This is a genomic window from Cesiribacter andamanensis AMV16 (genome assembly GCF_000348925.1).
GTDB classification, from domain to species: Bacteria; Bacteroidota; Bacteroidia; order Cytophagales; family Cyclobacteriaceae; genus Cesiribacter; species Cesiribacter andamanensis.
The window spans coordinates 26,600-52,590 of sequence record NZ_AODQ01000011.1 but is presented as its reverse complement, the minus strand read 5'-3'; the positions used below and the strand labels follow the sequence as shown (position 1 = coordinate 52,590).

At 55.0% G+C, this 25,991-nt stretch carries 18 protein-coding genes; 11 read left to right on the top strand and 7 right to left on the bottom strand.

Annotation, left to right across the window (positions count from 1 at the left end; all coding sequences use genetic code 11):
• Positions 1-186: 186 nt before the first annotated feature.
• The 3 genes from ADICEAN_RS03550 (at position 187) to ADICEAN_RS03540 (ending at position 3,007) form a co-directional block, all read left to right on the top strand.
• Complete coding sequence (locus ADICEAN_RS03550) at positions 187-1,737, top strand: OmpA family protein (RefSeq protein WP_009194156.1); 1,551 nt, start codon at positions 187-189, stop codon at positions 1,735-1,737.
• A 146-nt stretch (positions 1,738-1,883) separates the two neighbouring features.
• Positions 1,884-2,408: a RidA family protein gene (locus tag ADICEAN_RS03545; RefSeq protein ID WP_009194155.1), complete on the top strand. Its 525-nt coding sequence runs from the start codon at positions 1,884-1,886 to the stop codon at positions 2,406-2,408.
• A gap of 77 nt (positions 2,409-2,485) precedes the next feature.
• Complete coding sequence (locus ADICEAN_RS03540) at positions 2,486-3,007, top strand: hypothetical protein (RefSeq protein ID WP_009194154.1); 522 nt, start codon at positions 2,486-2,488, stop codon at positions 3,005-3,007.
• A gap of 56 nt (positions 3,008-3,063) precedes the next feature.
• Here the strand turns inward: ADICEAN_RS03540 and ADICEAN_RS03535 are convergent, their stop codons facing one another.
• The 6 genes from ADICEAN_RS03535 to ADICEAN_RS03510 all read right to left on the bottom strand — a co-directional run bounded on the left by ADICEAN_RS03535 (position 3,064) and on the right by ADICEAN_RS03510 (position 9,283).
• Positions 3,064-4,182 (bottom strand): hypothetical protein, encoded by a 1,119-nt coding sequence (locus ADICEAN_RS03535; RefSeq protein ID WP_009194153.1) that lies wholly within the window; start codon positions 4,180-4,182, stop codon positions 3,064-3,066.
• 11 nt (positions 4,183-4,193) lie between these two features.
• Positions 4,194-5,000 carry a hypothetical protein gene (locus ADICEAN_RS03530; protein ID WP_009194152.1) on the bottom strand — a complete coding sequence of 269 codons (807 nt, stop codon included), beginning with the start codon at positions 4,998-5,000 and terminating at the stop codon, positions 4,194-4,196.
• Between the two features lie 3 nt (positions 5,001-5,003).
• Positions 5,004-5,579, bottom strand: coding sequence for an RNA polymerase sigma factor (locus ADICEAN_RS03525; protein ID WP_009194151.1), 576 nt, complete (start codon positions 5,577-5,579; stop codon positions 5,004-5,006).
• 204 nt (positions 5,580-5,783) lie between these two features.
• Positions 5,784-6,215: a hypothetical protein gene (locus tag ADICEAN_RS03520; protein WP_009194150.1), complete on the bottom strand. Its 432-nt coding sequence runs from the start codon at positions 6,213-6,215 to the stop codon at positions 5,784-5,786.
• 228 nt (positions 6,216-6,443) lie between these two features.
• Positions 6,444-8,939, bottom strand: coding sequence for a PspC domain-containing protein (locus ADICEAN_RS03515; RefSeq protein ID WP_009194149.1), 2,496 nt, complete (start codon positions 8,937-8,939; stop codon positions 6,444-6,446).
• Positions 8,936-9,283, bottom strand: coding sequence for a PadR family transcriptional regulator (locus tag ADICEAN_RS03510; protein WP_009194148.1), 348 nt, complete (start codon positions 9,281-9,283; stop codon positions 8,936-8,938). Before ADICEAN_RS03510 ends, ADICEAN_RS03515 begins: the two co-directional genes overlap by 4 nt.
• A 247-nt stretch (positions 9,284-9,530) precedes the next feature.
• Here ADICEAN_RS03510 and ADICEAN_RS03505 point away from each other — a divergent pair, with 247 nt between their 5' ends.
• Positions 9,531-10,619, top strand: a complete 1,089-nt coding sequence (locus tag ADICEAN_RS03505; RefSeq protein WP_009194147.1) for a putative type IX sorting system protein PorV2 — start codon at positions 9,531-9,533, stop codon at positions 10,617-10,619.
• A complete protein-coding gene (gene porU2 / locus ADICEAN_RS03500; RefSeq protein ID WP_009194146.1) occupies positions 10,612-15,648 on the top strand; it encodes a putative type IX secretion system sortase PorU2 in 5,037 nt (1,678 codons plus the stop codon). The genes ADICEAN_RS03505 and porU2 overlap by 8 nt, the downstream gene beginning before the upstream one ends.
• A gap of 76 nt (positions 15,649-15,724) precedes the next feature.
• On the opposite strand, the gene ADICEAN_RS03495 is transcribed toward porU2, so the two are convergent.
• Complete coding sequence (locus tag ADICEAN_RS03495) at positions 15,725-15,904, bottom strand: hypothetical protein (RefSeq protein WP_009194145.1); 180 nt, start codon at positions 15,902-15,904, stop codon at positions 15,725-15,727.
• A 338-nt stretch (positions 15,905-16,242) separates the two neighbouring features.
• On the opposite strand from ADICEAN_RS03495, the gene ADICEAN_RS03490 reads away from it, so the two are divergent.
• From ADICEAN_RS03490 to ADICEAN_RS03465, 6 genes are all read left to right on the top strand, one after another.
• On the top strand, positions 16,243-17,547 hold the full coding sequence (locus ADICEAN_RS03490) for a hypothetical protein (RefSeq protein WP_009194143.1): 1,305 nt from the start codon (positions 16,243-16,245) through the stop codon (positions 17,545-17,547).
• 2 nt (positions 17,548-17,549) lie between these two features.
• Positions 17,550-17,948 (top strand): hypothetical protein, encoded by a 399-nt coding sequence (locus tag ADICEAN_RS03485; RefSeq protein ID WP_009194142.1) that lies wholly within the window; start codon positions 17,550-17,552, stop codon positions 17,946-17,948.
• Positions 17,949-18,114: 166 nt separating this feature from the next.
• Positions 18,115-19,551 (top strand): hypothetical protein, encoded by a 1,437-nt coding sequence (locus ADICEAN_RS03480; protein WP_009194141.1) that lies wholly within the window; start codon positions 18,115-18,117, stop codon positions 19,549-19,551.
• A gap of 13 nt (positions 19,552-19,564) precedes the next feature.
• A complete protein-coding gene (locus tag ADICEAN_RS03475) occupies positions 19,565-23,008 on the top strand; it encodes a hypothetical protein (RefSeq protein WP_009194140.1) in 3,444 nt (1,147 codons plus the stop codon).
• Complete coding sequence (locus ADICEAN_RS03470; RefSeq protein ID WP_009194139.1) at positions 23,005-24,309, top strand: hypothetical protein; 1,305 nt, start codon at positions 23,005-23,007, stop codon at positions 24,307-24,309. Before ADICEAN_RS03475 ends, ADICEAN_RS03470 begins: the two co-directional genes overlap by 4 nt.
• A 3-nt stretch (positions 24,310-24,312) precedes the next feature.
• Positions 24,313-25,947 carry a hypothetical protein gene (locus ADICEAN_RS03465; protein ID WP_009194138.1) on the top strand — a complete coding sequence of 545 codons (1,635 nt, stop codon included), beginning with the start codon at positions 24,313-24,315 and terminating at the stop codon, positions 25,945-25,947.
• The last annotated feature ends 44 nt before the right edge of the window (positions 25,948-25,991 follow it).

The following is a 25,991-nucleotide window of genomic DNA, read 5'->3' as shown; positions in this document are numbered from 1 at the left end:
GGGCTTCTAAAACTTATTCTCCCAGAAATACACTTTTTTGGGTGATCTTGTGCCTAACCCTGCCCTGGTGGCCCTGCTTTTGCCTTATTTCAAGAATTACTTTTGGCGTAAGCTTTTGTTGGAGATGCCCGAGCAATACTTGCGGCAGCACAATACTTTTACCTCTTCCATCAACCAGATGATTGCATGAGAACAGGTTTAGTGTTGCTTATGGCATGTGCAGGCCTCAGTGGCGCCTTTGCACAAACAAAACAGCAGAAGGAGGAAGCCGAAGAACCCAAGTTTGAGCTCATAAGCCTGAGCCGGGATGTAAATACCCAATACCATGACTCGGCGCCCGTAGTAGCACCCGATGGAAAGACCCTCTACTTTACGGTAAACGACCACCCCCAGAATACCCACGGCAAAGGCAGCCAGGATATCTGGTATTCCGAGATTGATGCCACCGGGCAGTGGGGCAAGGCCAAACACATGCCGGCACCCCTTAACACCAACCAGTTCAACCAGGTGCTGAGCGTATCGCCCGATGGCAATACCCTGCTGGTGCGGGGCGGCAGTGGCAAAAACTCGCTGGGCTTTTCGCTCTGCCGACGGGTAAACGGACAGTGGCAGAAACCGGAAGCGCTCAAAATTGAGGGCTTTGATAAGATGGCCAAAGGACGTTTCAACGGAGCCTTTCTGGCGCTGGATGCCTCTGCGCTCATCCTGTATTTTAACGAAGTAGAGGGGGCCAAATACAGCGATCTGTATGTGAGCTTCCCTAAGGGCAACAGCTGGAGCCGGCCGGCACCCATCACCACTCTCAATACCCGCCTGGATGAGTTTGGTCCCTACCTGGCGCCCGACAACAAGACCATGTACTTTGCCAGCAACCGCCCCGGCGGCTTTGGCAATGCCGATATTTATAAGACCGTGCGCCAGGACGACAGCTGGCAAAAATGGTCGAAGCCCGAAAACATAGGCGCTCCCATTAATACCGGCGGTTTTGACGCCTACTATGCCATTGGCAATGCCGATTCGCTGGTGTTTACTACCCGTGCCTATATGTCGGCCGATGGCGGGCACCTGGACATTCATACCCTGCGCCGCATTAAGGAGAAGAAAGCCAAAATCATGCTGGCCGGTCGTGTAGTAGACCAGAAAAGCGGTGAGCTGGTACCCCATGCCAGCATCCGCATCCTGCAGGGGGGAGAGGCCATAGGGGTAACCGAAACCCAGCTTGGCCAGCCCGACTTTGAGACCCAGCTCCCCGGTCCTGGAGAGTTTCAACTACTGGTAAGCGCTGAGGGCTACCTGGCCGGTGCCGATACCTTTGCCGTAGAACCTACCAAAATTGACATGAGTGTGTACCGCACCATTTATGTAAAGAAGCTGGAGGTAGGCCTGTCGGTACGCCTCAACAACATCTTCTTTGATTTTGACAAGACCACCCTGCGGGAAGAGTCCTTTCCCGAGCTGGACAAGGTAGTGGAACTGATGGAGCAAAACCCCAACCTCTATATTGAAATTGGCGGCCATACCGATGATAAGGGCAGCGATGAGTACAATGAGCGCCTCTCGCAGGGCCGGGCCGAAGCAGTGCGGGAGTACATCACTGCCAAGTGGATTGAGCCGGCGCGGGTTACAGCCAGGGGCTATGGCGAAAGCAAGCCCGAGGTGCCTAATGATACGGATGACAATCGGCAGATCAACCGCCGGGTAGAATTTACGATCTTACAAAATACAGCAAGAAAATAAGTAGATGTTAGAACAGATGATATGAACGTGTTGAAAAAGCGCTCCTGCTGGGGGCGCTTTTTTTTATAGTAGGGGGTGGCTGAAAAGCGCAAATCTAAAAAATGGCTTATCTTACCCCTTTCTTTTGGTCTTATCCACTTTTTGCGATGCGTCTACTGCTTTTTGTTTCCTTTCTGCTACTTACCGCCATGGCCCAGGCCCAAACCCAAACCCCCTCCCAGCGCCTGCAGGCCCTGGGCATCACACTGCCGCCGGTAAGCACTCCCAGTAATAATTTTGTAAAGTGGGTACGCAGCGGCAACATGCTCTACCTGTCCGGCCATGGTGCCTGTGGCGAGCCTACCGCAGTAGACCGGGGCAAGTTGGGCAGCGACCTCAGCACCGAGCAGGGCTACGAAGCCGCCAAACGGGTGGCCATTTGCCTGCTGGCCAGCCTGAACGATGCCACAGGCGGCGATCTGGGCAAGGTAAAGCGGGTGGTAAAGGTCCTGGGCATGGTCAATTCCGCCCCCGATTACTACGAGCAGCCCAAAGTGATCAATGGCTGCTCTGATCTGCTGGTGCAGGTCTTTGGCGAGAAGGGCAGGCACGCCCGCTCGGCGGTGGGCATGGTTTCCCTGCCCGGAAATATGTCGGTAGAAATTGAAATGATCGTTGAGCTGGAAGACTAGCCTGGTGATCAGGCCCCTACTAGCTACCCTATAGCCCGTTTGCGGGCCCTCTTCTTAAAATAAATAGTTATTCATTAATGCCTATCATTCGTCTTGATCCCGACTCGCCCATGGGGCGGGAGCTACAGCAGCTGCAAACCATTTTTTATGCCATTGTGGCGGTGCCCCTGCTGCTTTTTCTCATGATGTACCTGGATGCCAACCAGCCTGGTTACCGGCCGTTCCTGAGCGTGGGGGAGGCCGTAGCGCTGCACATAGGGGTTTGGTTGGTGGTGCTGGTGCTGGCTATTCTGGTTCTGCGAAATTACCGCAGCAAGAACCGGAGCCTTGCAGAAGGCCAGGGCGCGGGGGCTGCTGCTTTGCCGCTGCAGGAGAAGTTCAGGGCCTATAAACGCCATTCCATGCAGCTGCACCTGATCCTTGGGTTTTTGATGCTGCTGCCAATAGCAGCCATCTGGGCTACAGGCCTGCTGTTTTACAGCATTATGTTTTTGCTGCTTATTATTCTGATTGCTTCGGTACGGCCAACGGTAGAGCATTTTATCAGCAGCGTAAGGCTAAGCAAAGAAGAGCAGGCCCTGCTGAGCAATGCTGCATAAAAAAACGGATGCTGCAGGGGGCAACATCCGTTTTCTGGTAGGATCTTCAGGCTGCATTAGAAGGTTACGCCAAAGCTGAATGCGTTGAGCTGTGGGGCCCGGTTGCCTGAGAACAGATCGTTGAGATCGTACTGGGCAAAAAGATCTACCCCCTTGATGCCTACCTGCAGGCGGGCTCCGTAACGCCAGTTGTTGAGGTAGTAATCGCTGCGGTTGCGGTCTTTTTTGGTGTCGTTGTTCTCCTCAAACTTGATCTTGGTGTAGCTGCCCAACCGGTAGCCGGCATAGCCACCCAGGCCAATCCTGAAGGAGCTGTTCTGGTGCCAGCGTTGTACGGTTTTGGTGCCATCTTCATTTTGCACCACTTTGCGGCGGTAGCCAAAGTCCAGCATGGGCACTGCATGCACATTCACAAAGGAGGCCGTTAGCTTGCTTTTGTCGGAGTGGATCTCGGAGCGCTGCTCCTGTGTGAATACGATCTGTCCGTCCTGCTTGGCCATGCGGGTGCTGGGATCTTCAAACTTAAAGTTGTACCAGCTCAGGCCACCGCCCCACTGCAGGGCCAGGGGACCCACCAGTTGGGTGGTAAAGGCTTTGTTGACGCCTACGTACCAGGAGCCCCAGGGGCGTACGGCATACTGGGCGTCGTTCTCCTGCGGAAAGGCGCCATCCTGCAGGTAGTTGTTCATGCCCAGATCAAAGAGCAGCGAGCTGCGGGTGCGGCTGAAGTCTTTTTTGCGGTTCTTGTCCCGGCTGTTAAAGACCACATTGAACTCGCCCTTTTCCTTCTCCATTTCCTCTACCACAATCTCTACTTCTACTTCCTCATTTGTCTGCGTAGTGTCGCTGCCGGAGGGGGTGCCGGTTTCGGAACCGGCTACCCGGTAGCGTTTGCCTTCTTCATCGGTAATGATGATGGTTTGAGTAGTGCCGGCGGCTTCGGCCTGTATGTTCAGCTCCCGCACCATTTTATTGAGGTCGTACTGTTGCAGGCTGCGCAGGGCTTGTTTGTCCCGTACCAGTATGATCACTTTTTTATCGGCACCAATCTCAATGGTGATGGTGTCTTGCTGTACTGGCGTACCAGTCTGCGGGCTTTGCTGAAAAGCAACGGCATGGGAGGGGCTGGCCAGGCACAAAAGTGTGCCTAGTAAGCTGGCGAGTATCGTTTTCATGGGGTGTGTGTTTAAGGCTTACTAAATCTGCCGGAGAGCAGGTTGTCTTTGGCCTGGCGGATGTCGGCCAGGCCAATTTCTCCGTGTTTCACTTTTTGAAAGATCGAGAGTACTTTTTCAGGAGCAGTATCGGGCTCGTCGGCCTCCGGCTCTGCCTCAGCCGCTGCAAGGGCTACGGCATCTCTGGCATCATAGCGGATAATGACCGCTTCGGTGCCTGCCAGTGCCAGATCGGTAGTGGGCAGTGCCATGGGCGTTTCAGCTACCAGCTCCAGGCTTGCGTTCCGGCCCCTAAGGTCAGGAAGCGTTTCGGCTTCGGCCAGGGCGGTTTCGGCCTGCAGCAGCGCTGGTTTCGGTGTGGCTGTGCGGGGCTGTGCACCGGAGGCGTTGCGGCCATCAGCCAATTTGGTGCCCCCCTGTGTGGCTGGCTGGTTTGCGGCCAGGCTGGCGGCTTCAGGAGGAGTACCAGCCTGCGGTACAGCAGGCAGGGGATTGCTTTCTTCGGCAGGGGTGGTCCGCTCTGATGCTGAAGCAGAAGGGGAGGCTTCTGGCAGCTGAGGGCTACGAACGGGGGCTGTCTGTTCGTTTACCGCTACCGAAGGGGTACGCTCAGACCCCTGGGGCTGGTAGTGCTGAAGCCCGAACCAGCCGGCCGAAAGAAGCAACAGGGCCACAGCAGCGGCGGCATAGTACCCTCCGCGCTTGCGGCGGCGGGCGTTTAGTCCGGCGCTTAGCTGCTCCCAGGCAGCGGGAGTAGGGGGTGCAGTGTGCTGGTGTAGCTTCTGCCGGAAGAGTTGGTCTATGTTGTGCTCTTTCATGGCTTATACGGCTTCGGTTTTCTTTGTATCCATTAGGGCGGCTACGTACTGCTGCAGCAGGCCACGGGCCCGGCTTAGCTGCGATTTGGAGGTATTTTCGCTTATGCCCAGTTGTTCGGCAATCTCTTTATGAGCATAGCCTTCTATGGCATAGAGGTTAAATACCGTACGGTAGCCTTCAGGTAATTTGCGCACCAGGCCCATGAGGTCTTCGGCGGCCAGCTGCTGGTAGGCATCTTCGGTGTGCACTACTTCGCGGCTGGCGGCTTCTACCTCCACCATCATGTGTGCATGACGATTCTGGCGCAGGTACAGCAGGGATTCGTTTACCATGATGCGGCGGATCCAGCCTTCAAAGCTTCCCTCACCGCTGTACTGCCCGATCTTGTCAAATACCTTCAGGAATCCATTGACCATTACCCCTTCGGCTTCGCTGCGGTCGTGCACATACCGCAGGCAAACCGCCAGCATCTGGGGGGCATGCTGCTCGTATACGCTGCGCTGGGCCTTGTGCTGGCCCTGCCTGCAGCCTTCTACGAGGTCTTGCTCTTCTGCTTTTTTCCAGATGCGTAGGCGCATGGTGTAGGAGATTCTTTGCTTAATAGATACAGCCCCGCAGACAAAGGTTGCATGGGGGTAAAAAAAGATTTTGAGTGCCTGCAAAAAAGGGGATAAGCGGCCGTAAACAGCTTAACTACCAGTAGCCCCTGGCCGTACTAATGCAAGCTGTAGGAGGGTGCATTAGCCGGCTTGTACCATCGCCCTGCTTTGCCTATCGTCCCTTTAGTAGGCAGCCTTATAGTTCACCTCTATGGTTAGGGTGCTCAGGCTGTCTTTGCTTACTGTTACCGGATTTATGTTGCCTTCGCCATCCATGAGGTTGGCAAACAAGCCTTCCTCCTCCTGAACAAATACCGAGTAGCTGCCCTGGGGCAGGGCTACCGTAAAGTTGCCTTCTTCGTTGGTGCGTACCGTTTTTACCAGCTCGGTCTGCAGATTGCTATAAAATACCCCATTGGCCTGTGCCTGGCTGGTCTTGGTTAAAGCATAAATGTGCACCTCCCGCTCAATTCCCCGGGGCTGTGGGCGCTCCGGGCTGGGGCTGGGGCTGGGGGCCGTATCATCAATGATGCCGGGCATCTGGTTGCCCTCTACCCAGATCACCTGGCCGCTAAGGCCTTGTTTTACAGTATCGGAATCGCAGCTATTGGCCATAAGGAGCAGACTAAGACTTAAAAAAAGGCTAATCGGATCATGTTTGTCTATTTTAAAGTGAAGATACTACTCTTTTAGGATTTGCCTGCACAGGGAATCAGGAATGTGGCAAAAGCAAAAAAAGCAGCCCTGGTCAGGAGCTGCTTTCGTCAACCACACTATCGAGAGAAAAAGAGTCTAGTCAGACGCTGCCGGCCAAGGGCTGGCTGGCAAGGGGGCGAGTATTGCTTAGTCGCCCAGCTGGTTTATCTCGGCGCCTCTGCCTTTGTTAAAGTCGGTTGCCGGGCGGCCTTTGTAGGCCAGCTCGCTGCCGCCGGAAACATCGGCTGCCAGGCGGTCTGTTACCCAAAGGCGCGCTTCAGAGGCACCCCCAAGGTCTACGGTAGCGCTCAGGGCCCTGAAGGCATCGGTCATGAGCTGGGAGGCGCCGCTCAGTTCAGCCTTAAGGGTTTGGCAGCGGCCTTCAAGGGTAAGCTCGCTGCTGCCACTCATGTCCACCTCCAGCTGGTCTACCTCCAGGGTGCCCTGCATTTCGGAGGCGCCGCTCAGGGCAACCTTCAGGGGTTGGTCCTGCTGCAGCTTTACCTCCGCTGTGCTGGCGCCGGAAAGGTAGAGGCCGGCCAGGTTGGGTACAGATACAAAGATCTTGACTTTGCCCTGCTCATGGCCACTGCTGTTCCAGAGTTTGCCCGTCCAGCCTTCAGTAAAAAAGGAGAGGATGCCGTTTTTCTGTTCCACCTCCATTTGGTCCAGGTCTTTGTCTTTGCCGCTGACCTCCACTTTATAGTCGGGCCCGTTTACCAGGGTGAGCTGGTAATGGCTGCCTACCTGAAGCTCGCTAAAGTCCCGGTAATTGAGAATGCGTCCCTGCTGGGTGATGCTGTACTCTTTTTGGGTGCGGGCTTTTTGAGTGCGCTCGGCCGGGCAGGTCAGGCACTCCAGCTCACCCTGCTGGTTAAAGGCAAAGAGGTTGTCGCCCAGATCCTCGGTACGGTAGCCCCAGGGGGTAAGCGTATTGTAGAGGATCTTGCGCATGCCCCACTCCATGCTGAAGGCCTGGCCATAGGGGATGTAGAGCGTAGCCTTGGCATGTTGGGCATAAAAAGGCTTGTTGTCGGGCAGCTGCAGCTGGTCGGCAAACAGCAGCGTATTCCCCTTCTGCACTACCGGATAGCTGGCCAGCTGGGCATGCTCCCGGGCCTCTTCATCAGTGGCGCCTCTGGCCCAGATTTTCTGCTCCAGCAACACGCTGCCCTCAGGGGTGCCTTTTATAGTAAGATCAATGTTGTTGAAGTCCTTCCAATGTCCGTTTTCCATGCGTAGCACAAGGGTCTGGCTGCTATCGGCGGCAAAGGTAGCCTTGCTTTCATAGTAGCCTTCGGTGCGGTAGTTCATGGCCACCTCGGGGGCCATGGCGGCGGTGCTGATAAGGGCAATGAGCCACAGCCCGGCCAGCGCCCAGCTAGGGCCGGTGCCCAGTACCCAGCGACGGGCCAGCAGGCCTATGCCAATCATCAGCACAAAGAACACAGGTATGGCAACAAGGCCAAAGCTGGCCAGCAGCAGCGGGCTCGGCAGGGTATTGCGCAGCAGGTTAAGCGGCACGCTGATCTCCGAGATGTGGGCATAGGTGTCTGGAAAACTTCCCATTACCACAGTAGCGATGACGACAATGGCCAGCAGGGCTACAAAACCGCCCAGCGAGAGGGCAAAACCGCTTACAACTCTGATTGCCTCGCCCAGAAAGCTAAGAAAAGACTTTACTCCCTGGGCGCCTATCGAAAAAAGGGTAGCCACCAGGCGGAAGGGGAACAGCAGCATGCGTACGCCGAAGCTTTCCTCTTCATCTTCTTTTAGGTTGAGGTTTTTTTTTATCTGGTGCTCAATGTTGGACAGCGTTACCGGCTCGCCCTGCATCTGCATGCGGTCGGTAAGGGTTTTGGCCAGGGGCATGCTGATCCAGAGAATCACATAGATCAGGAAGCCCGAGCCTCCAAAGACAAACAGGAGCACAAACAGGATGCGGATAAGCACCACATCTACCCCAAAGTAGGCTGCCAGACCGCCGGCTACACCGGCCAGTACCTTATCATCGGGATTGCGGTACATCTTCTTGTACTTCTTATCCTCAACCAGCTCATTGCTTACCGGCAGGGCAATCCAGAGTATGATGTAGGCTACCACCAGGGCGCTGCTGCTCAGGGCCAGGGTCAGGAACACATCAAAGGCCATAAAGCCAACCAGCAGCAGGCGTATCCACATGGGGTCTATGCGCAGGTAATGGGCAATACCCGCTGCAACACCGCCGATTACCTTGCGGCTTTCATCGCGGTACAGGCGGCGGCCCCTATTAGAGGCAGCCGGTTCCGCAGCAGGGCCGCTGCCGGCGGCAGTATTGGAATAGGTGCTGCTACTGGTATGGGTGGAAGTTCTGGCCTGTGGCTCCTCAAAGGTTGCTTCCACGGCGGCAAAATCCTGTATGTTGCCCATCTGGGCAATCAGGGCCTCCACATCGCCCAGGGTAATCACCTGCTTGCTGGGGCTTACCTTGGTATAGAAGATCTCGGCAATGCGGCTTTCGATGTCGGTTACAATTTCGCCGTCGGCATCGTAGCTGGCAAAGTAAAGCTTGATCTCATCCAGGTAGAGCTTGAGGCGCTCATAGGCATCTTCTTCAATGTTGAAGAGCATGCCACTGATGTTTATGCTGATACTCTTTTTCATGACTGACCGGTTAATTGGGTGTGGTTGATGATTTGGTTAGTTGAGGTTGCAAGTTCGTGCCAGGTTTCGCGCAGCTTGTCCAGCGACTCAAAACCTGTAGGGGTTAGGCTGTAATATTTTCGGGGTGGACCAGAAGGGCTTTCCACCCATTTGTACTCGACCAGTCCGGCATTTTTCAGACGGGTCAGGATGGGATAGAGAGTGCCTTCTACCACCATCATGTGGGCGGCAGTGAGTTCTTCCAGCATATTGGTGGCGTATACTTCGCCACGGGATATGATGTGCAGGATGCAGAACTCCAGGATTCCCTTTCTCATCTGTATTTGTGCATTCTCGATATTCATAGGAGTCGGTATTGCGTAGGATCTAAGACAAAGGTATAAGAAGGTACTCTGTTATACAAGGTACTAGGTAAAAAAGTTTCGGGCTTTCCAAATCTGGCCGGGCGGGGCTTCAAGTGGCAATTTTTTAGGATAAGTGGCAATTGTTACCTCTTATGCCTATTTTGTATGGGAAGAAGCTGAAAATAGACTATTTTTGTATACACTGGCTCCTTACTATCCGGCTGCCTGCTGCAGCTCCTTACGTCCTATGCAGTTTCGCTATTGGTTCTTGTTTCTTCTGAGTGTGGGTTGCCTGCCTGCACTGGCCCAGTCTCTTACTCCCAAGTACAGCAATGAATTCTTGTCCATAGGGGTAGGAGCGCGGGCACTGGCCATGAGCGGCTCGCAGGCGGCGCATGTAGGGGGGGTGACCGCCGGCTACTGGAATCCTGCAGGCCTGCTGCGGGTAGAGGCCGATCATAGCCTGGCCCTGATGCACTCCGAGCATTTTGCCGGTATTGCCAAGTTTGATTATGCCGCTTACAGCACGCCTATTGACACCCTGAGCAGTTTGGGCATCAGCCTGATCCGCTTTGGCGTAGATGATATCCCCGACACCCGCTTTCTGTACGATGCCAGCGGTACGCTCAATTACGACAACATTCGCTTCTTTTCGGCGGCCGATTATGCGCTGCTGCTTTCCTATGCCCGCCACATTCCGCAGGTGCCGGGCCTGCGGGCGGGGGCCAGCACCAAGATTGTGCACCGCAATGTGGGCAAGTTTGCCAATGCCTGGGGCTTTGGGCTGGATGCCGGCCTGCAGTGGCAGCGTGGGGGCTGGCAGCTGGGCCTGATGCTGCGCGACATTACCACTACCTTCAATGCCTGGTCCATCAACACCGAGCTGCTGCAGGATGTGTATGCCCAAACGGGCAATGAGGTGCCGGAAAACAGCCTGGAGATCACCCTGCCCAAAGCCGTACTGGGGGTGGGGCGCCTGTTTCGGTTTGGAGAAGACCTTAGCCTGCTGGCAGCAGCCGATCTGGTAACTACCTTTGACGGGCCCCGCAATGTGCTGCTGAAGAGCGATCCGGTGTCGGTAGATCCCCAGCTGGGCATGGAGCTGGGTTACAAAGGGGTGATCTGGCTCAGAGGGGGCATTGGGCAGTTTCAGCAGGTGCGGGAGCTGAATCCCGAGCGTAGCAAGCGCTACACCATGCAGCCCACGGGTGGCCTGGGCGTTCGCCTGGGCATGATCCGTCTGGACTATGCCCTTACCGACCTGGGCAATGTCTCGGATGCCCCCTATTCCCACATCTTTAGTCTTACCTTTAATTTCAGGAATAAGAATGAGTAACCGAACCCTCTATACGGTACTCCAGCTGGTTCTTCTGCAGAGCATTTTGCTGAGCAGCCCGGCCCTGCTACAGGCCCAGACCTTTGGCAATGAGTGGATTCGCTACGATCAGCACTACATGCGCATTGGCATTGGTGCCGATGGCATCTATAAGATCAGCTACGAGGATATGCAGAAGGTAGGCTTTCCGGTAGGGCAGCTGGACCCCCGCAGCCTGCAGCTGTTTCACCGCGGAGTAGAGCAGGCCATAGAAGTGGCCGGCGAGGCCGATGGGCAGTTGCAGGCCGGAGACTACGTGCTTTTTTACGGAAAACGGAACGATGGCACCCTGGATAAGGAGCTGTATCTGACCCCTGAACTGCAGCCCCACAACTTTTACAACCTCTATTCCGATACCACGGCCTACTTTCTGACCTATCGTCCCGGTGGCGAGCCGGGCAAGCGCATGGAACAGTTCAACCGCACCAACACCGGCGGCCTCAGCCCCGAGCCCTACTATTGGGAGGAGCGGCTGGAGCTTTACACAAGCGATTATATGGTGGGAAAGGTATATGACATTAACGGGGTCTTAAATACCTATTTAACCTATGGCGATGAGGGGGAGGGCTGGTCAGGTCCTGTGATCGCCAATGTAGGCTCAAGAACTTTTCCATTTACCAACTTAACGGATGCCTATACGGCAGGGCCTTCGCCTCAGTTGGCTATGCAGCTTGTTGGCCGCAACAACATAGACAGAACTATACCTGTTGAGGTTGGGCCAACCAGCTCGGCTTTAACTACGGTTCATACAGCTACTTTTACCGGAGCCACTTTTTACAACCTCCAGGAGCCGCTTAGCTGGTCGGCCATAGCAAATAATGAGTCCGTTGTACGGGTGAGTACAGATGGTATTGAACGTGTATCTGTTTCATATATACGTTTTCGGTATGCACGTCGCTGGAATATGGAGCAACGCGTTCAACGGGTATTTCGTCTTGCTCCTTCCGGATCAGAGCGCTATGTCGAAATAGATAATGTGCCGGCGGATGCTGGTATCTATGATATTAGTGATCCCACTACGGTTCGAAGAATCTTCTATCAACGGGAAGGGAATAAAATAAAAAGCATACTGCCTGCAAATAACTCTGAGCAGGTGCTGCTGGTAAGTGCGCAAACACAGGGCATTCAGTGGCCTAAGCGGGTGCAATTCAGGCAACTTCCCAGCAATCCTGACTTTGTAATTGTCTCAAATAAAGTGTTGATGCAGCCGGCGGGCGGGTATGAAGATCCCGTAAGGGCGTACGCTGCTTACCGGGCGTCTGCTGCAGGGGGCAATTACGATACCCTTGTAGTGGAAATACAGGAATTGATCGATCAATTCGCTTATGGCGAGGTATCACCGCTATCGATCCGCCATTTTGCGCAGTATGTAGCACAGGATCAGCTGCCGAAGGGACTGTTTCTGATCGGGAAATCGATCAACCTGCTCAATCGGTATTACAGAACAGCAAACTGGACAAATGTTAATAAAGATCTGGTTCCTACCTTTGGCTGGCCAGGGGGTGATATACCCTATGTTGCCCATATAAATGGGTCGGGATATGGACCTGCCTTTCCAGTTGGTAGAATCAGTGCCAGAACAGCCGAAGAAGTGGCCGCCTATCTGGATAAGGTAATTGAAGATGAAGCCATTGTTCCTTTATCCCTTTGGAAGAAATCGCTGCTCCATTTGAGTGGGGGCAATAATGCATCAGAAGCCGCTTTATTTAGTTCCTATCTGAGAGGATATGAATTTATAGCGGAGGGCCCCTACCTTGGCGGGGATGTTACCACCATAACCAAGTCTGAGTATAGTGCAGTGCAGGAAATCAATATCTCAAAAGAGGTAAATGAGGGTACCCGGCTAATTACTTTTTTTGGCCATTCTGGCCCCTATGTGATCAGTTTTGATATAGGACTAGCTTCTAATCCACGCAACGGCTATGCAAATAAAGGACGGTATACCAGAATTTTGGTAAATGGATGCGAATCCGGCAACATTTTCAATGCTGCGGTCTCGCAGGGGGAGGATTGGATATCTGCACCAGAAAAAGGAGCTGTAAATTTTATTGCCCATAGCAATAATGGGTATAGCCATATGCTCCATCAGTATACCTATAATTTTTATAGTGTAGCAGCAGCGGATAGCAATTTTTTGGGAGCCTCTATCGGTACCATTCAGCAAGAGACCATCCGCAGGTTTTTGTCCAGTGGCAGTGTAACGCCAATTAGAATAACACAGGCTCAGCAAATGATCTTACAGGGGGATCCAACGCTGGTGTTATTTGATATAGCGCTGCCAGATTATGAAACCAATGACAGCCATGTATCTGTAGAACCTGTAAACGGACAGCCACTGAATTTAAGCGCAGATTCACTGGCCATCAATGCCATTATCAGGAATTTTGGAAAAGCAGTTCCAGATTCGCTGGAAGTTCAGCTAGAATACTGGAGAGAAGGTACCACCCCTCAAACCCTTCGCATACTTGACCACCGGCCAGTCTATTTTCAGGATACTGTATCCATAAAAATAGAGTCCGGACAGTTAGAAGGTCCTGGATTGTATACGTTTAGAGTAAGCCTTAACCCAGCCGGTAAGCTGCAGGAATCTGACATGGCAAATAACAGCGGGGAGGTACAGGTATTTCTGCCGGCCGGAGGTACGCTGAATATTTTACCCTACAAGTATGCAGTTGTAAAGGAAGATCAGGTAACGCTTGTCGCTCAAGGGGTGAACCTGTTGCATCCTATAAGGGGCATTGCTTTTCAGCTCGATACAACATTCACCTTTTCAAGTACCTCCCTGCAGCAGCATGAGGCAATGGTTAGATCGCTTGCCAGCTGGAGGGTAAACCTGCCGGAACCTAAAGTTAATCCGCTAGATACCCTTGTATTCTTTTGGAACACCCGCCTTACCACTCCTGCCGAAAATGAAGATGCTTCTAAAATAAGCAGCTCCTTTACGTACCTTCACAATGGTCCTCAGGGCTGGGCACAGGCGCATGAGGGTCAGTTTAGAGAAAGTAAGCTCACTGCTCTTAAAGTAGAAAGCGGACGCAAATGGTCATATGTTCCACTTGAACTTCCTGTACGGGTCACTACATTCGGTGATAAAGCGCCCAATATGGTCTATACGGATGTTGAACTGATGATCAATGGCGCCCAGTATAATGTGAACAGCCTTAGAAGTTTCTGCTCCAATAACTCAATGAATGCCGTTCGCTTTGATAAAAATAAGCTTGAAGCTCCCCTGGCAAAACCTGAGGGGGTATTGGCATCGCAATCCTGTGGTACTGTGCCGCAGATCATCAATAACTTTCAGGCACATGATGTTGTGGGTGGCAATAACGATGGCTATAATCTGGAGCGCTATTTAATTGAAGTGCCGGAAGGTGATTGGGTTCTCTTGTTTTCTATCGGAACCAACAATTATACCCAATGGCCCGCCTCTGTAAAAGCGCAGGTTCAAAATCTGGGAGTAGAGGCAAGTGTATTGAATCAGCTAACCAATGGTGAGCCTCTTGTAATTCTGGGGCGGAAAGGAGCTGCCCCTGGTACCGCTAAAGTTGCAGTAGCCGATAAATCTGCTGAGGCGCTTCCAGCCAACCAGCAGCTTATTCAGCTGACGGAAACAATTACAGGTACTCCGGGCATTGGAACAATCGAAACCCCCATCATCGGGCCGGCGTCCAACTGGCAGGATCTGGCCATTGTCATGAAAGAGCAGGCAGGAGACTCCTGGGAGCTGAAGGTGGTTGGCGTAACCGCCCAGCAGCAGGAAACAGAGCTGCAGCAGATCAGCAAGTCCGGCACTACGCCCCTGACAGTAGATGCTGCCCAGTACCCCTATCTGAAGTTGCGCATTCAGGTAAATGATCCCGAAAACCAAACTCCGCCCCAACTCAGGTTCTGGCGAGTAGGTTATCAGCCCCTGCCGGAAGGGGTGCTGCTGACCAGCGATACACTGCAGCGGAGCTATACGGTAGGAGAAGGAGTGGTGCTCAGGCCCGGCTTTAAATTCGTAAACATTTCCGACCAGGCCTACGCCGCCGATTCGCTGGAGGTGCGCTCCAGCATGTTCAATGTCAATAAGAGCACTACCCAGCAGCTAAACTTCAAGATCAAGGCACCTGCCCCCGGCGATACGGTACGCTTTGCCCGCCCCATGCACTCGGATAAAAACCTGGGCGACAACAACCTGCAGTTGCGGGTGAATCCCTATCCGACCACCGAAGTCACCCTGGTAAACAACGTCTTTGATGCCCGCAACTTCATGCGGGTGAGGGGCGATAGCCTGCATCCCTTCATCGATGTGGCCTTTGATGGGTCCTACATTACCTCCGGAGAGATTGTAAGCCCCAACCCGCTGATCTCGGTCATGATCCGGGATGAAAACCGCGTGCGCCTCAAGCAGGATACCACCGGCATTCACCTCTACCTGAAGCGGGAGTGCGAAGGCTGCACCGCCGAGCGCATCAGCCTGCAAAGTGCAGCGGTACGCTTTTATCCCGCCTCACCGCAGGAGAATTGCCGGATAGAGTTTTCGGCCGGACCACTGGAAGATGGTCTCTATACCCTGCAGGTACAGGCCGAGGATGCCAGCGGCAACAAAGCCGGTACCCGCCCCTATACCATCGCTTTTGAGGTGGTGAGCGAGTCGTCCGTTACGCACTTTTACCCCTATCCGAACCCCTTTTCTACGGCTACCCGTTTTGCCTTTACCCTTACAGGCAATGAGATTCCGGACGATCTCAAGATCCAGATCATGACCGTAAGCGGCAAGGTGGTGCGGGAGATCATGAAAGAGGAGCTGGGCCCCCTGCGCATTGGCAATAACCTGACGCAATATGCCTGGGATGGTACCGATGAGTGGGGCGACCGCCTGGCCAATGGGGTCTATCTGTACCGGGTGGTGTTTGGCGGCAGCAATGCGACCTTGTGGAAACACCGGGCTACCAAGGGCGATAAGGCCTTTAAACAGGAATTTGGAAAGCTCTATATTTTGCGATAAGCAGCCTACACATACTAGCCAATAAACCAAAAAGAAAAATCCCGTCGGCTTCAGATGCCGACGGGATTTTTTATGCCTACAAATCGCCCCTTTTTCGGAGCCGCTCTTCTTTAACCGATGTGAAGGTTTTGTCCTCGCTGCGCTCATTGCCCCGGGCTCTTTTTTTACGAATGGCCCGCATGGTCAATAAAATAGCAGCAATGGGAATAAGGGCTGCGGCAAGTATGAGTACAATGGCAAGTGTATTAGATTCCATCGATAATATTTTGATTCTGTGACTATTAAAAAACCGGGATACGGCCTGGGATAAAAACAGTGTTAAGGGCCGGATTGTTTGAAAGCAACAATTAGGCAGTCCGTTGGGTTAGGGTAAATAAAAACCATTATTTATGAAGCCGCAAACCGTATTTTTATTCCTTTTTTTGTTAATTGGCGCTACCAGCTGCGATGTGGTACTCGGAATTTTTGAAGCCGGCATGTGGGTAGGCATTATTATCGTAGTCCTCATAGTTGCGCTGGTCGTATATATATTAAATCGCTTCCGGAGACGTTAAGCACTAGACCAAGCGGCTATGGCTGCCTCCATTTTTGACTATGACTTGCAGAAACCTTTTTGTATTCTGTCTGGGTATTTTGGTATGCACAGCCTGTGGCGCCGATAGTGAGCAGCCTGTATCGGCAGATGCAGGCTGCAGCACAGCGCCCGCGGTTTCCATTGCCAGCCGTGTGGATACGCTCAACATCATTGTAGAGACCAGTGGCAGCATGAAGGGCTTTATGCCTACCCAAAGCCGCCAGACTGCCTTTCAGCAGCAGGTAGATGATATCCTGGCCAATGCCGAAAGCAACAAGGAGGCCGTGGGCCTGCTGCGGCTCTATACGGCTCAGGACAATATCCGCCCCATTGGCTATGACCGTTTTCAGAGCATGCTGCGGCAAGGGCTGGCACAGGCCGGGGCCAGCACGCCCATTCCTAACCTGCTGAGCCAGATTGCCGGTCGCTATGCCAGCCAGGGCCAGGTAAGCATCTTTATCTCGGACTTTATCTATTCGCCCCCCAATACCCGGGATCGGGATTATGTCTCCAACGACATCCGGCGGGCCTTGCTTCCCCTGCAGGACAAAGGCATGGTGGTAGCGGTCTATGGATTTCAGTCGGAGTTCAGGGGCACGTTTTACCCGGCAGGCTCCAAAGCCAGCCCCAAGGCAAGCCCCGTAGCCAATTGCTGCGAAACAGACATTCCCTACTATGTATGGATCATAGGCCCCGAACCGGCCGTGCGCATGATGGCGGCCCGCCTCTTTCGCAGCCCGGTGGCGGCCAGCATGCAAAGCGGCTATGCCCGCCGCGCTCCGGCTTATGGGGTAGTGCCGGGCTCGGGCCGCTCGGGTAGCTGGTATCTGGCCGGCGATGCGCAGACCATCCTCATCGACAATACCCAGGAACTGCGCCAGGGTGAGGTGTCTTTTAGCGTAGGCCTCAACCTGGAGGCCCTGCCCAGCCAGTACAGAACCCCCGATTATCTGAGCCGACACCTGCAGGTGCAGTCCAGCAACGGCACTACCGAAGTGGAAGGGGTCTGGAACCGGCAGGATTTTTCAGAAAAGGAGCAGGTAAGCACCAAAGACCGGCAGCTGCTGGAGTGCTACACCCATCTGGTAAAACTAAAGGTGGCCAGCCTGGATGACCGCAACAGCCCCCTGAACCTGCGCCTGACGCTGCCCGCCAACCGCCCCCAGTGGGCCGAGGCCTGGACCACCGATGACGACCGAAACCCCAACGATTCCGGCCCGCGCACCTTTGCCCTTACCGAGATCCTGGAAGGGGTGCGCAGGCTCTATCCGCAAGAACGGGAGCCTGTTTTTGCCCTTGACCTTAGCATTAAGAAAGCCAACTAAGTATGAAAAACGTTTTTCGGTTCTTGTATGAGCTGCTCATCGGCAAACCGGAGCCGCCTATGGAGACCCCCCTGTACCGGAGCGAGATCTTTCCCGATGTAGGCGGGGTAAGCCTGTTGCTGATCACCCTGGTGCTGGTACTGGTGTATTACTATGTACTGAACCATGTCATGCGCACCGCCCGCTTCAGCCACTGGTATCACTGGCTGGGCATGCTCCTGATCAATGCCGGTATTGCGTTTGGCTACGCCATTTATTATTGCCGCCTGCATGAGGTAACGCCTGATTCATACGTATACTGGTTTGCCTTTGCCAATGCCTTTTACAGCGCACTGTTTTTCTTTTTGTTTTCGTTACTGCTAAAGTGGCGTTCGTACAACGCTGCCCGAACGCCTTTTTAACACTTGGATAGCAGGGGGAGACCCCTTGACCCAGCCGCTGCGCAAGGGGGTGTTTGGGCATGCACGCACCGTTTTGCCACCAGCTCCCCGGCCCTTGCCTGCGGTCTGGCAGCGAACATTTCCGCCCAAAACAGCTTCTTTGTTTCCGGCTTAACTCAACTTAACTATGGCTAAACTTTTCATATTCGGTATAGGGGGCACAGGCGCCCGGGTGCTGCGCTCCTTTGGCATGCTTATGGCCGCCGGCGTGGATATCAAGGCCGATACGGTCATCCCCATTATCGTAGACCCCGATACGCAGAATGCCGACCTTAACCGCACGGTAGAAATGCTCAAAAGCTACAAGCGCCTGCAGGGGGTAGCCGGGCATGACAGCGGCTTTTTCAAGACCGATATCAGCAAACTGGCCGATATGGATACCCGCGGCGAAGGCCGGGTAAAGGATGCCTTTACCTTTGATTTTGGGGGCATCAACCAGAGCTTTAAGGAGTTTATCCACTTTAATGAGATGGACCCCGACACCCAGGCCCTGGTGCAGCTGCTCTATACGCAGGATAACCTCAACAGCCCCCTGACCATTGGCTTCAAGGGCAGTCCCAATGTGGGCAGCGTGGTGCTCAACAAGCTGATCAACTCCCCGGAGCTGCGCTTTTTTGCCGATAACTTCCGCAAGGGCGACCGCATCTTTATCATTAGCTCCATTTTTGGCGGCACGGGGGCGGCGGGCTTTCCGCTGCTGATCAAAAACCTGCGCAACCCCAACTCCGGCCTGCAAAATGCGGGCGAGATCTCCTCGGCCATTATCGGGGCCATTACGGTGAAGCCCTACTTTGGGCTGCAGACCGAAAATGAAAGTGTGATCGACTCCAATGCCTTCATTACCAAAACCCGCGATGCCCTGGCCTATTATAAAAACAACCTGCATGGAGTAAACGGCCTCTACTACATTGCCGACAATCCGGATACCCCCTACGAGAACCGGCCCGGCGGCGCCAGCCAGCGCAACGATGCCCACCTGGTAGAGGTACTGGCGGCCCTGTCCATCATCGACTTTATGGACTACCAGGATGCCGATTTTGGCGAGGAAACCCTCTTCCACGAATACGGCCTGCGGCAGGATGCTCCCTCCATCACCTTTGAGCAGCTTTATGAGGAGACCCTGCACCGCATCGGGCAGCAGATGGTCAAGTTTCAGCTCTTTGCCAAGTATTATAAGGATATGATCCGGGAAGATGCCGGCAAGAACTACTACAAGGCCCTGAACCTGGATGCTGCCTTTGCCAATGACAGCTTCCACAAAGAGCTGCGTCATTTTCTGGAAAACAAGCAATGGGGCTACTTTGCCTGGCTGGAAGAGCTGGCCCGCAACAAGCGCAGCTTTGCCCCCTTTAACCTGAGCACCCAGGACCTGAACCTGCTGGTACAGGGCAAGCCGGTGAGCCGCAGCTTCTTCAACAAGGGCATTACCCAGGATGGCTTTGTGGTACGCCTCAACAAGGAGGAGCGCAACCTCACCTCCGAGGCCAATCCCAACCGCAAGTTCCTGAAGATGTTCAACCACGTTACCGAAGATTTTTACACCAGCAAGATGCCCGGCATCTGATACCCCCTTTTTTATGGCGAAAGTACTCCGACTCCATACGAATGCTTCTACCGAACTGGAAGGCTGGAAGCAAAGTGTTCAGATCGACAGCAGCCTGATTCAGCACATCTCAGACCCCAGCGGGGGCCGGGCCAGGCGGGTGTCTACCTCTATTCCCTCGCCGCTGGCGCGCATGCACCTGTTCCGCACGGCCTTTGAGTTTGTGGTGAACTCGCCCAGGCAGGACCTCAGCGACAATACCATTTACCACCGCATGGTGTCCCAATGCCTGGATGTGCTGGAGCTGCTCTACAACTTTCAGAAATACCAGCAGGCCGAAAAGCGCCTGCTCATCCGCCGCTGGAACATCAATGAAAAGCTACAGCAGCTCAGCGCCACCCCCCAGCACCAGCTGCTGGCCAACACGCTGCAGCTGTTCCTAAATTACACTAATCCCAAAAGCCCCTTTGCCGGCTTTACGGATGTATACCTGATCTACTACAACTACAAGATCATAGCCGGCACCAGCCCCTTTACGCTGGTGTTTACCCTGCCCGATCTGGGCGGGCTGGACCTAAGCAGCAGCAAGGGCTACCGCCTTTTTGAGAGCCCGGTGCCCCTCTACCAGCGGCCCGATGATTTTCAGCTCTACCTGAGCAAGCTCTTTCAGGCCTGGCCGATCCTAAAGGGCAAGTGCCAGCCCATGTATGAGTACCTGACCCTCTCGCAGCGCCAGGCAGAGCCCCAGCTGCAGCAGCAGCTCAACCAGCTGCAGTTTGAGGCCGGCTACGGGCCCGATAACTTCCTGAACGAGTATGAGGCCCTGCGGGACGATACCAACAGCCAGGTGGCGGTAGGGGAGGTACGCCTGGCCTCGGCCCCGGCCGGTAACATCAATGTGGCGGCCGTAAGTGATTTTGTGCTGCAGCCCAGCCGCACCCCTGCCACCGACCGTCTGCCCCTTATTCTTAAATCGGGCCATTACCCGGGCTGGAATTATGTGTCCGGCCCCTGGCAGCAGGAGACCGATGTACCCCTGAAGGACAGTGCCCCTGCTGAAAGCCGCATACTGCCCGGCCTGTCCGATAAATACCCCTACCTGACCACCGGCGATTTTCTGGAAGACTATCTGCTGGAGCTGCCCTACGAGCTCAACACCGAGCGCTTTAACTACGGGCGTGTGCAGTACCAGAACGGAGCCGAGCGGGAGCGCCTGTTTCGCTTCAATTACCTGCTGCCCATCAAGCGGGAATATTTCCAGTATTTCAGCTTCCGGGAGCTGGATAAATACCTCACCTTTATTGTAGACCCGGCCTATGTAAAAGTGCAGCTGGCCGTGCCGGTTAAGCGGGGGCAGATTCTCTTTGAAAAGATCTACTACGAAAATCCGCAGAACCCCCGCGATGCCAGCGGGCAGGAGATCCCCAAAAAAGGCAAGATCATGGATGCCCGCCTGGGCCTGGGGGTATTCCCCTTCATGAAACTGCCCGATGCCGCCTATAATGATTATTATAAGGTGATGCTGGTAGACCTGGAGGTAAGCGGACAGGCCGCCTTTGGAGAGTTCGACATGCAGTTTTACCTGGAGAACCAGATTCTGCGCGAAACCCCCGAGGGAAAACCGGCCGAGGGTAGGGGGGTACGCAAGACCCGCCGCATCAGCAAGCAGGAGGGCTCCTACGGCTCTACTTACTATGAGGTAAGCAATACCCATTTTGATTTTGCCGAGATCATCCACCCCGCTACCGAGCGGGGCCAGGAGCCGGTGCGGGGCCTGCTGGTGCCCAAATGGCAGGAGGTAGGCCCCGGCACCAAGCGCTTTACCTTTTCCATTGATTTTGGCACCACCAACACCCACATTGCCTACACCACCGGCAATACCGTGGCGCCACAACCCTTTACCATTGAGGAGAGCGATCAGCAGCTGGTCATGCTCAACAAACCTTCGGATGAACCCGGCCTGCTGCCCCTGCAGCGCTTCAAGCAGGCTTCCCTGCACCGGGCCATGGAGATTGATACGGTGGTGAACCGCGAGTTTGTTCCTTACCTCATCGGGGGGCAGGCCAGCGGGGCCGAGGTGCATTTCCCCATTCGTACGGCCAGCTGCGAGGTAAGTGATTTTACCGCCCGGCCTACCGATATGCTGGGCAACATCAACATAGGCTTTGGCATCAACAAAGAGCTGGATGTGCCTGCCCATACCGCCTACAAGACCGAGCTCAAGTGGAATACCGAGCTGGACCGCAAGGGCAACGACCGTATTGATGTCTTTTTCCGGGAGCTGCTGCGCCTTATCAAGCACAAGGTGGCGCTCAATGATGGCATCCTGGAGCAAACGCGCCTGGTGTGGTTCTCGCCCCTAAGCCTGGATGCCTTTGCCTTCAATCTTTTTGAGGAGAAATGGACGCGCAACTACCAGCACATTTTCCGCAGCCAGCGTACCCCCCTGCACCTGACCGAGTCGGCCGCGCCCTACTACTACCTGGCATCGGCCGGGGAGGTGGTGCCCACCCGGCACGATCACCTGCTGAACATTGACATTGGCGGTGGCTCTACCGACATTCTCTTTTTTGTAGAGCAGCAGCCGGCCTGGGGCTCGTCTTTCCGCTTTGCGGGCTACGCGCTCTGGGGCGATGGCTTTAACAAGATCTCTACCATTGACAACGGCTTTTTGCAGGCCTACCAGAAGCTGGCCGATAAGCCCTTTAAGGCAAAGTCTATCAGCCAGACTTCGGCCGATGTGTTCAACGACATCTTCAATAGCGTAGATCCGGCCATTTTTAACAATGTGTTCATCCGGGCGCGTTACCTGCGGGTGCTGTTTTACCTGCACTATACGGCCATTATCTACCACAGCGCCCAAACCATCAACTATCTGGGCCTGGCCATACCCCGCTACATGACCTTTAGCGGCAAGGGCAGCCTGTACCTCAACTTCCTGAGCGGTGGCAGCAATACCAGCAGCCTGGAGCGGCTTACGCGGGTGCTGCTGGAAGAAGTGTGCCAGAAACCGGTGCCGGAAAATTTCCGCATCATTCAGGCCAAAAAGCCCAAGGAAGCCACCGCCAATGGCGGGGTGTTCTTCAATCCGGAGATCCACAATTATGAAGGGGTCAAGCCCATTAAAATGCTGGGCACCGGGCAGGGACAGAACCTGTACGAAACCCCGCTTCGATACCAGGAGGCCGATCAGGCCGTGCAGCAGGGGGTACTGGAAAATGCCCAGGCCTTCTTTGATCTGGTGCTGGGCAACGACAAGCTTACACGCTTCTTTGATGATTTTGCCATAGAGGCCGACCTGCCCTGGCTGCGCAAGACCATCAGCAGCAAGCTAAGCGACAGCCTGCACCTGGGCATGAACCGCCTGCTGGAGCACCGCAACATGGCCGAAAAGCCGCTGCCGGAGACCCTGTTCTTCTACCCGATTTACCATACCCTTTACGAACTGGTCAAAGGAAATCTACAAGGCCCACTATGACCGCTAACCGACTCAGCCTGCTGGCCCTGCTGCTTTGCCTGTATGCCCAGCCCCTTTTTGCCCAGGCGCCGGCCGATAGTGCCGCCTTTGCCCAGGGCCGGCTGCGCATCTGGTGCGAAACCACCCGCTTTGTGTATGAAGATAACCAGGCCGATAGCCTGCTGCCCAGCCTCAACTGCCAGAGCTGGGAGGGGTTGCGGGCTTCCATGACCCGTACCGATGGCAGCCTGGGCGTGCTGCGCCTCCTAAATGGGGTAGACAAACCCGCCATTTATCAGGGCTATGCCACCACCGAAGCCCGGCTGCAAAAGCTGGTGAGCGAAATCACCAACCGCCTGCGGCAGTCGCCCGTACGGCGCAACAGCCCCGCCCGCCTGCAGGGGGTAGACAGCCTGCAGCAACAACTGTTGCTGCTGGTGCGCCAGACCGATCCTGAGCCAGCCCCTTCCGGCTCTGCCGACCCCCTGGCCGGCAGCAGACCTGAGGAGGAGGAGAGCAACGAAGCCCTGTATCCCCCTGTAGCCGGCGCCAGCCAGGCCGATACCGGTTCTGGCCCCCTGCCCTGGAATGAGATCCTGCAATGGCTGTTGCTGCTCGTGCTGACGGGTTTTGGCATCTGGCGGGTCAGAGAATACGAAGAGCGCCACAGCCGCATGAAACGGGAGTTTCGCACCCTGGAGAAGCAGGTAAATGAATTTATGATCGCCAACCTGCAGGCCCCGGCGCCCCCTTCTGCTAAAAAAGCCCTCTCGGAGCTGGAGGTGCGCAAGGTGGTAAAGGAAGAGCTGAAGCAAAGCAAGCCCGAGCCCGCTGCCCGGCTGGCCAATACTCCCAAGCCCTCGCAGCAGCCCGGGCAGCAACAGCAGCAACCGCCAGTGCAGACGTCCCCTACATTGCCTCCTCCGCCGGAGCAGCCAGCCGTTCAGGCCCAGCCAGCCCCCCCTTCGGCAGCTGCTGAGCGAAGTGCCGGAACAGAAGATACCGCCGGGCTGTATTATGATAAAATGCCCTTCAGGGGCGGGTTTCACCAGCATGAGCTCAGCCGGGAGCGGCAGCGCGATAGCCTGTATACCATTCGCCTGGGGGGAGCCCCGCAGGGCGAAGCCGACTATTGGGTAACCGAAGATCCCGAAATACAGCGCTATGCCATGCAAAACGGCATGAGCTTTTTTGAAGAAGGCTGTGATTTTTCCGGCATGGAAGAGAACCCCAGCCGGGTGGTAAACGAACAAAAGGGGCGGCTGCGCAAAGAAGGGAGTGTCTGGAAGATTATTCAAAAAGCCAGGGTTCGCTTTGAGTAAGCCATGATCGTACTTGAAATCCTCGTCATCCTCCTTATTATTGGCCTGCAGCTGCGGGTGTACTGGCAAAACCGGCAGCAGGCCGCTGCACTGGCCCTTCTTTTTCCTCAAAAAGACCAGCTGCGGCTGGAGCCCGAGCAACAGGCCCGCGCCAGCCTGGCCCGCTCTCCGCAGGAGCTGCTGCTGGGGGGAGCCCCCTTTGTGCTGGCCCAGGAGCCTGATAAGCAACAGCAGCTCAGGGGCCGCGATGGCGAATTCTGGATTGTAGAAGAAAGCCCCCGGGCAGGCGGTGCCCCAACCACCTATCTGCTCAGCCAGCAGGAAGTGGAGCAGCTGCCCCAAAAGCCGGGCTTTCAGCTGCTGCAGGAGCAGCAGGCATCCCCAACCGCTAAGCCCCTGATGCTGCCGGCTGCTCAGGACCCCTCGCCGGCCTTTGGCGAACTGCTCACCGAGATCTGGGCCTTTTTGCAGGGGAGCAGGGGTACGGTAGCGGGCCTGGAAGGGCTGCGGGACATGAGCCAGCGCAAGCTGGAGACCGAAGCTACCGCCCTGCAATCCAGTGTAGCTACTCCCCTGTACATAGGCCTGCTGGGCACCTTTCTGGGGGTGATTCTGGGCCTGGGCGCCATTGTGACCGATGGCATTACCGATGACGCCATTGAGCGCTTTTTACTGGGGGTGGTGGTGGCCATGGGCGGCAGCTTTTTTGGTCTGCTCTTTACCCTGCTGAGTAACCTGGCCTACCGGCAGGCCTACCGGCAGGCCACGGCCCGCCTCAATGACTGGCTCAGCTTTTTGCAGCTTCAGCTGCTGCCCCAGCTACAGTCGGATCTGAGCCAGGGCCTGGATAATCTTAAAGTGGTGCTGGACAGCTTTAACCAGGACTTTTTTCAGCGGGTCAGCGATTTTAAAGCGGTTTTTGCCAACCTGAACCAATATGTAGGCCTGCAGGAGCGTTTCTTAGTTAGCCTGCAGGAGTCGGACTACACCCAGCTTACGGAGGCCAACCTGAAGTTCTTTGACCAGATCAAGCAGAATGAAACCATGTTTGAGCGCTTTGGCCAGTACCTGCAGCGCCTCAACGAAAGCATGGAAACCGGCCGGGAGGCGGCCTCCGACATTCGGGAAATAGTAAGCCACCTGCGCCAGCTGGACGATGTGCAGGGCTATCTGCGCCAGAATGAGGAGCTGATCCGCCGGCAGCTGGGCTATCTGGCCCAGCATGAGGAGAAAATGGAACGCCTCACCCGCGGCATAGAGCAGCACTTTATAGAAGCGGGCGACGAGATTGGCCGCCTGGTGCAGCGCCGCCTGCAGGTGATGCAGCGCGAAGAGCAGGATGCCGGCGAGCAGCTGCGCCAGCACTTCGAGCGGCTCAGAAGTGAAAATGTGTACCAGAAGATTGCCGACCAGCTGCAGCCCATTCACCAGATGGAAGAGGATGTGCAAAGCATGCGGGAGCTCTTTGCCGAAACGCTCAAACACCTGCTGGAAAGCCAGCAGTACCTCATTCGCAAGATCAACCAGGATGGCCAGACCCAGGGCCGCCTGCTCAAAGAAATGGAGCTATTAAATGGTCATATGCAGCAGCTCAATGAACGCAAGAGCTGGATGCAGCGTTTATTGGGTGGCCGTTAACCAAAAAACCTGACATGTCGATGCGCGCTTCCTCAGGCTTTTTC

Coding starts and splice junctions, on each gene's coding strand:
- ADICEAN_RS03550 (WP_009194156.1), top strand. CDS start 187: ATGAGAACAGGTTTAGTGTTGCTTATGGCATGTGCAGGCCTCAGTGGC.
- ADICEAN_RS03545 (WP_009194155.1), top strand. CDS start 1,884: ATGCGTCTACTGCTTTTTGTTTCCTTTCTGCTACTTACCGCCATGGCC.
- ADICEAN_RS03540 (WP_009194154.1), top strand. CDS start 2,486: ATGCCTATCATTCGTCTTGATCCCGACTCGCCCATGGGGCGGGAGCTA.
- ADICEAN_RS03535 (WP_009194153.1), bottom strand. CDS start 4,182: ATGAAAACGATACTCGCCAGCTTACTAGGCACACTTTTGTGCCTGGCC.
- ADICEAN_RS03530 (WP_009194152.1), bottom strand. CDS start 5,000: ATGAAAGAGCACAACATAGACCAACTCTTCCGGCAGAAGCTACACCAG.
- ADICEAN_RS03525 (WP_009194151.1), bottom strand. CDS start 5,579: ATGCGCCTACGCATCTGGAAAAAAGCAGAAGAGCAAGACCTCGTAGAA.
- ADICEAN_RS03520 (WP_009194150.1), bottom strand. CDS start 6,215: ATGGCCAATAGCTGCGATTCCGATACTGTAAAACAAGGCCTTAGCGGC.
- ADICEAN_RS03515 (WP_009194149.1), bottom strand. CDS start 8,939: ATGAAAAAGAGTATCAGCATAAACATCAGTGGCATGCTCTTCAACATT.
- ADICEAN_RS03510 (WP_009194148.1), bottom strand. CDS start 9,283: ATGAATATCGAGAATGCACAAATACAGATGAGAAAGGGAATCCTGGAG.
- ADICEAN_RS03505 (WP_009194147.1), top strand. CDS start 9,531: ATGCAGTTTCGCTATTGGTTCTTGTTTCTTCTGAGTGTGGGTTGCCTG.
- porU2 (WP_009194146.1), top strand. CDS start 10,612: ATGAGTAACCGAACCCTCTATACGGTACTCCAGCTGGTTCTTCTGCAG.
- ADICEAN_RS03495 (WP_009194145.1), bottom strand. CDS start 15,904: ATGGAATCTAATACACTTGCCATTGTACTCATACTTGCCGCAGCCCTT.
- ADICEAN_RS03490 (WP_009194143.1), top strand. CDS start 16,243: ATGACTTGCAGAAACCTTTTTGTATTCTGTCTGGGTATTTTGGTATGC.
- ADICEAN_RS03485 (WP_009194142.1), top strand. CDS start 17,550: ATGAAAAACGTTTTTCGGTTCTTGTATGAGCTGCTCATCGGCAAACCG.
- ADICEAN_RS03480 (WP_009194141.1), top strand. CDS start 18,115: ATGGCTAAACTTTTCATATTCGGTATAGGGGGCACAGGCGCCCGGGTG.
- ADICEAN_RS03475 (WP_009194140.1), top strand. CDS start 19,565: ATGGCGAAAGTACTCCGACTCCATACGAATGCTTCTACCGAACTGGAA.
- ADICEAN_RS03470 (WP_009194139.1), top strand. CDS start 23,005: ATGACCGCTAACCGACTCAGCCTGCTGGCCCTGCTGCTTTGCCTGTAT.
- ADICEAN_RS03465 (WP_009194138.1), top strand. CDS start 24,313: ATGATCGTACTTGAAATCCTCGTCATCCTCCTTATTATTGGCCTGCAG.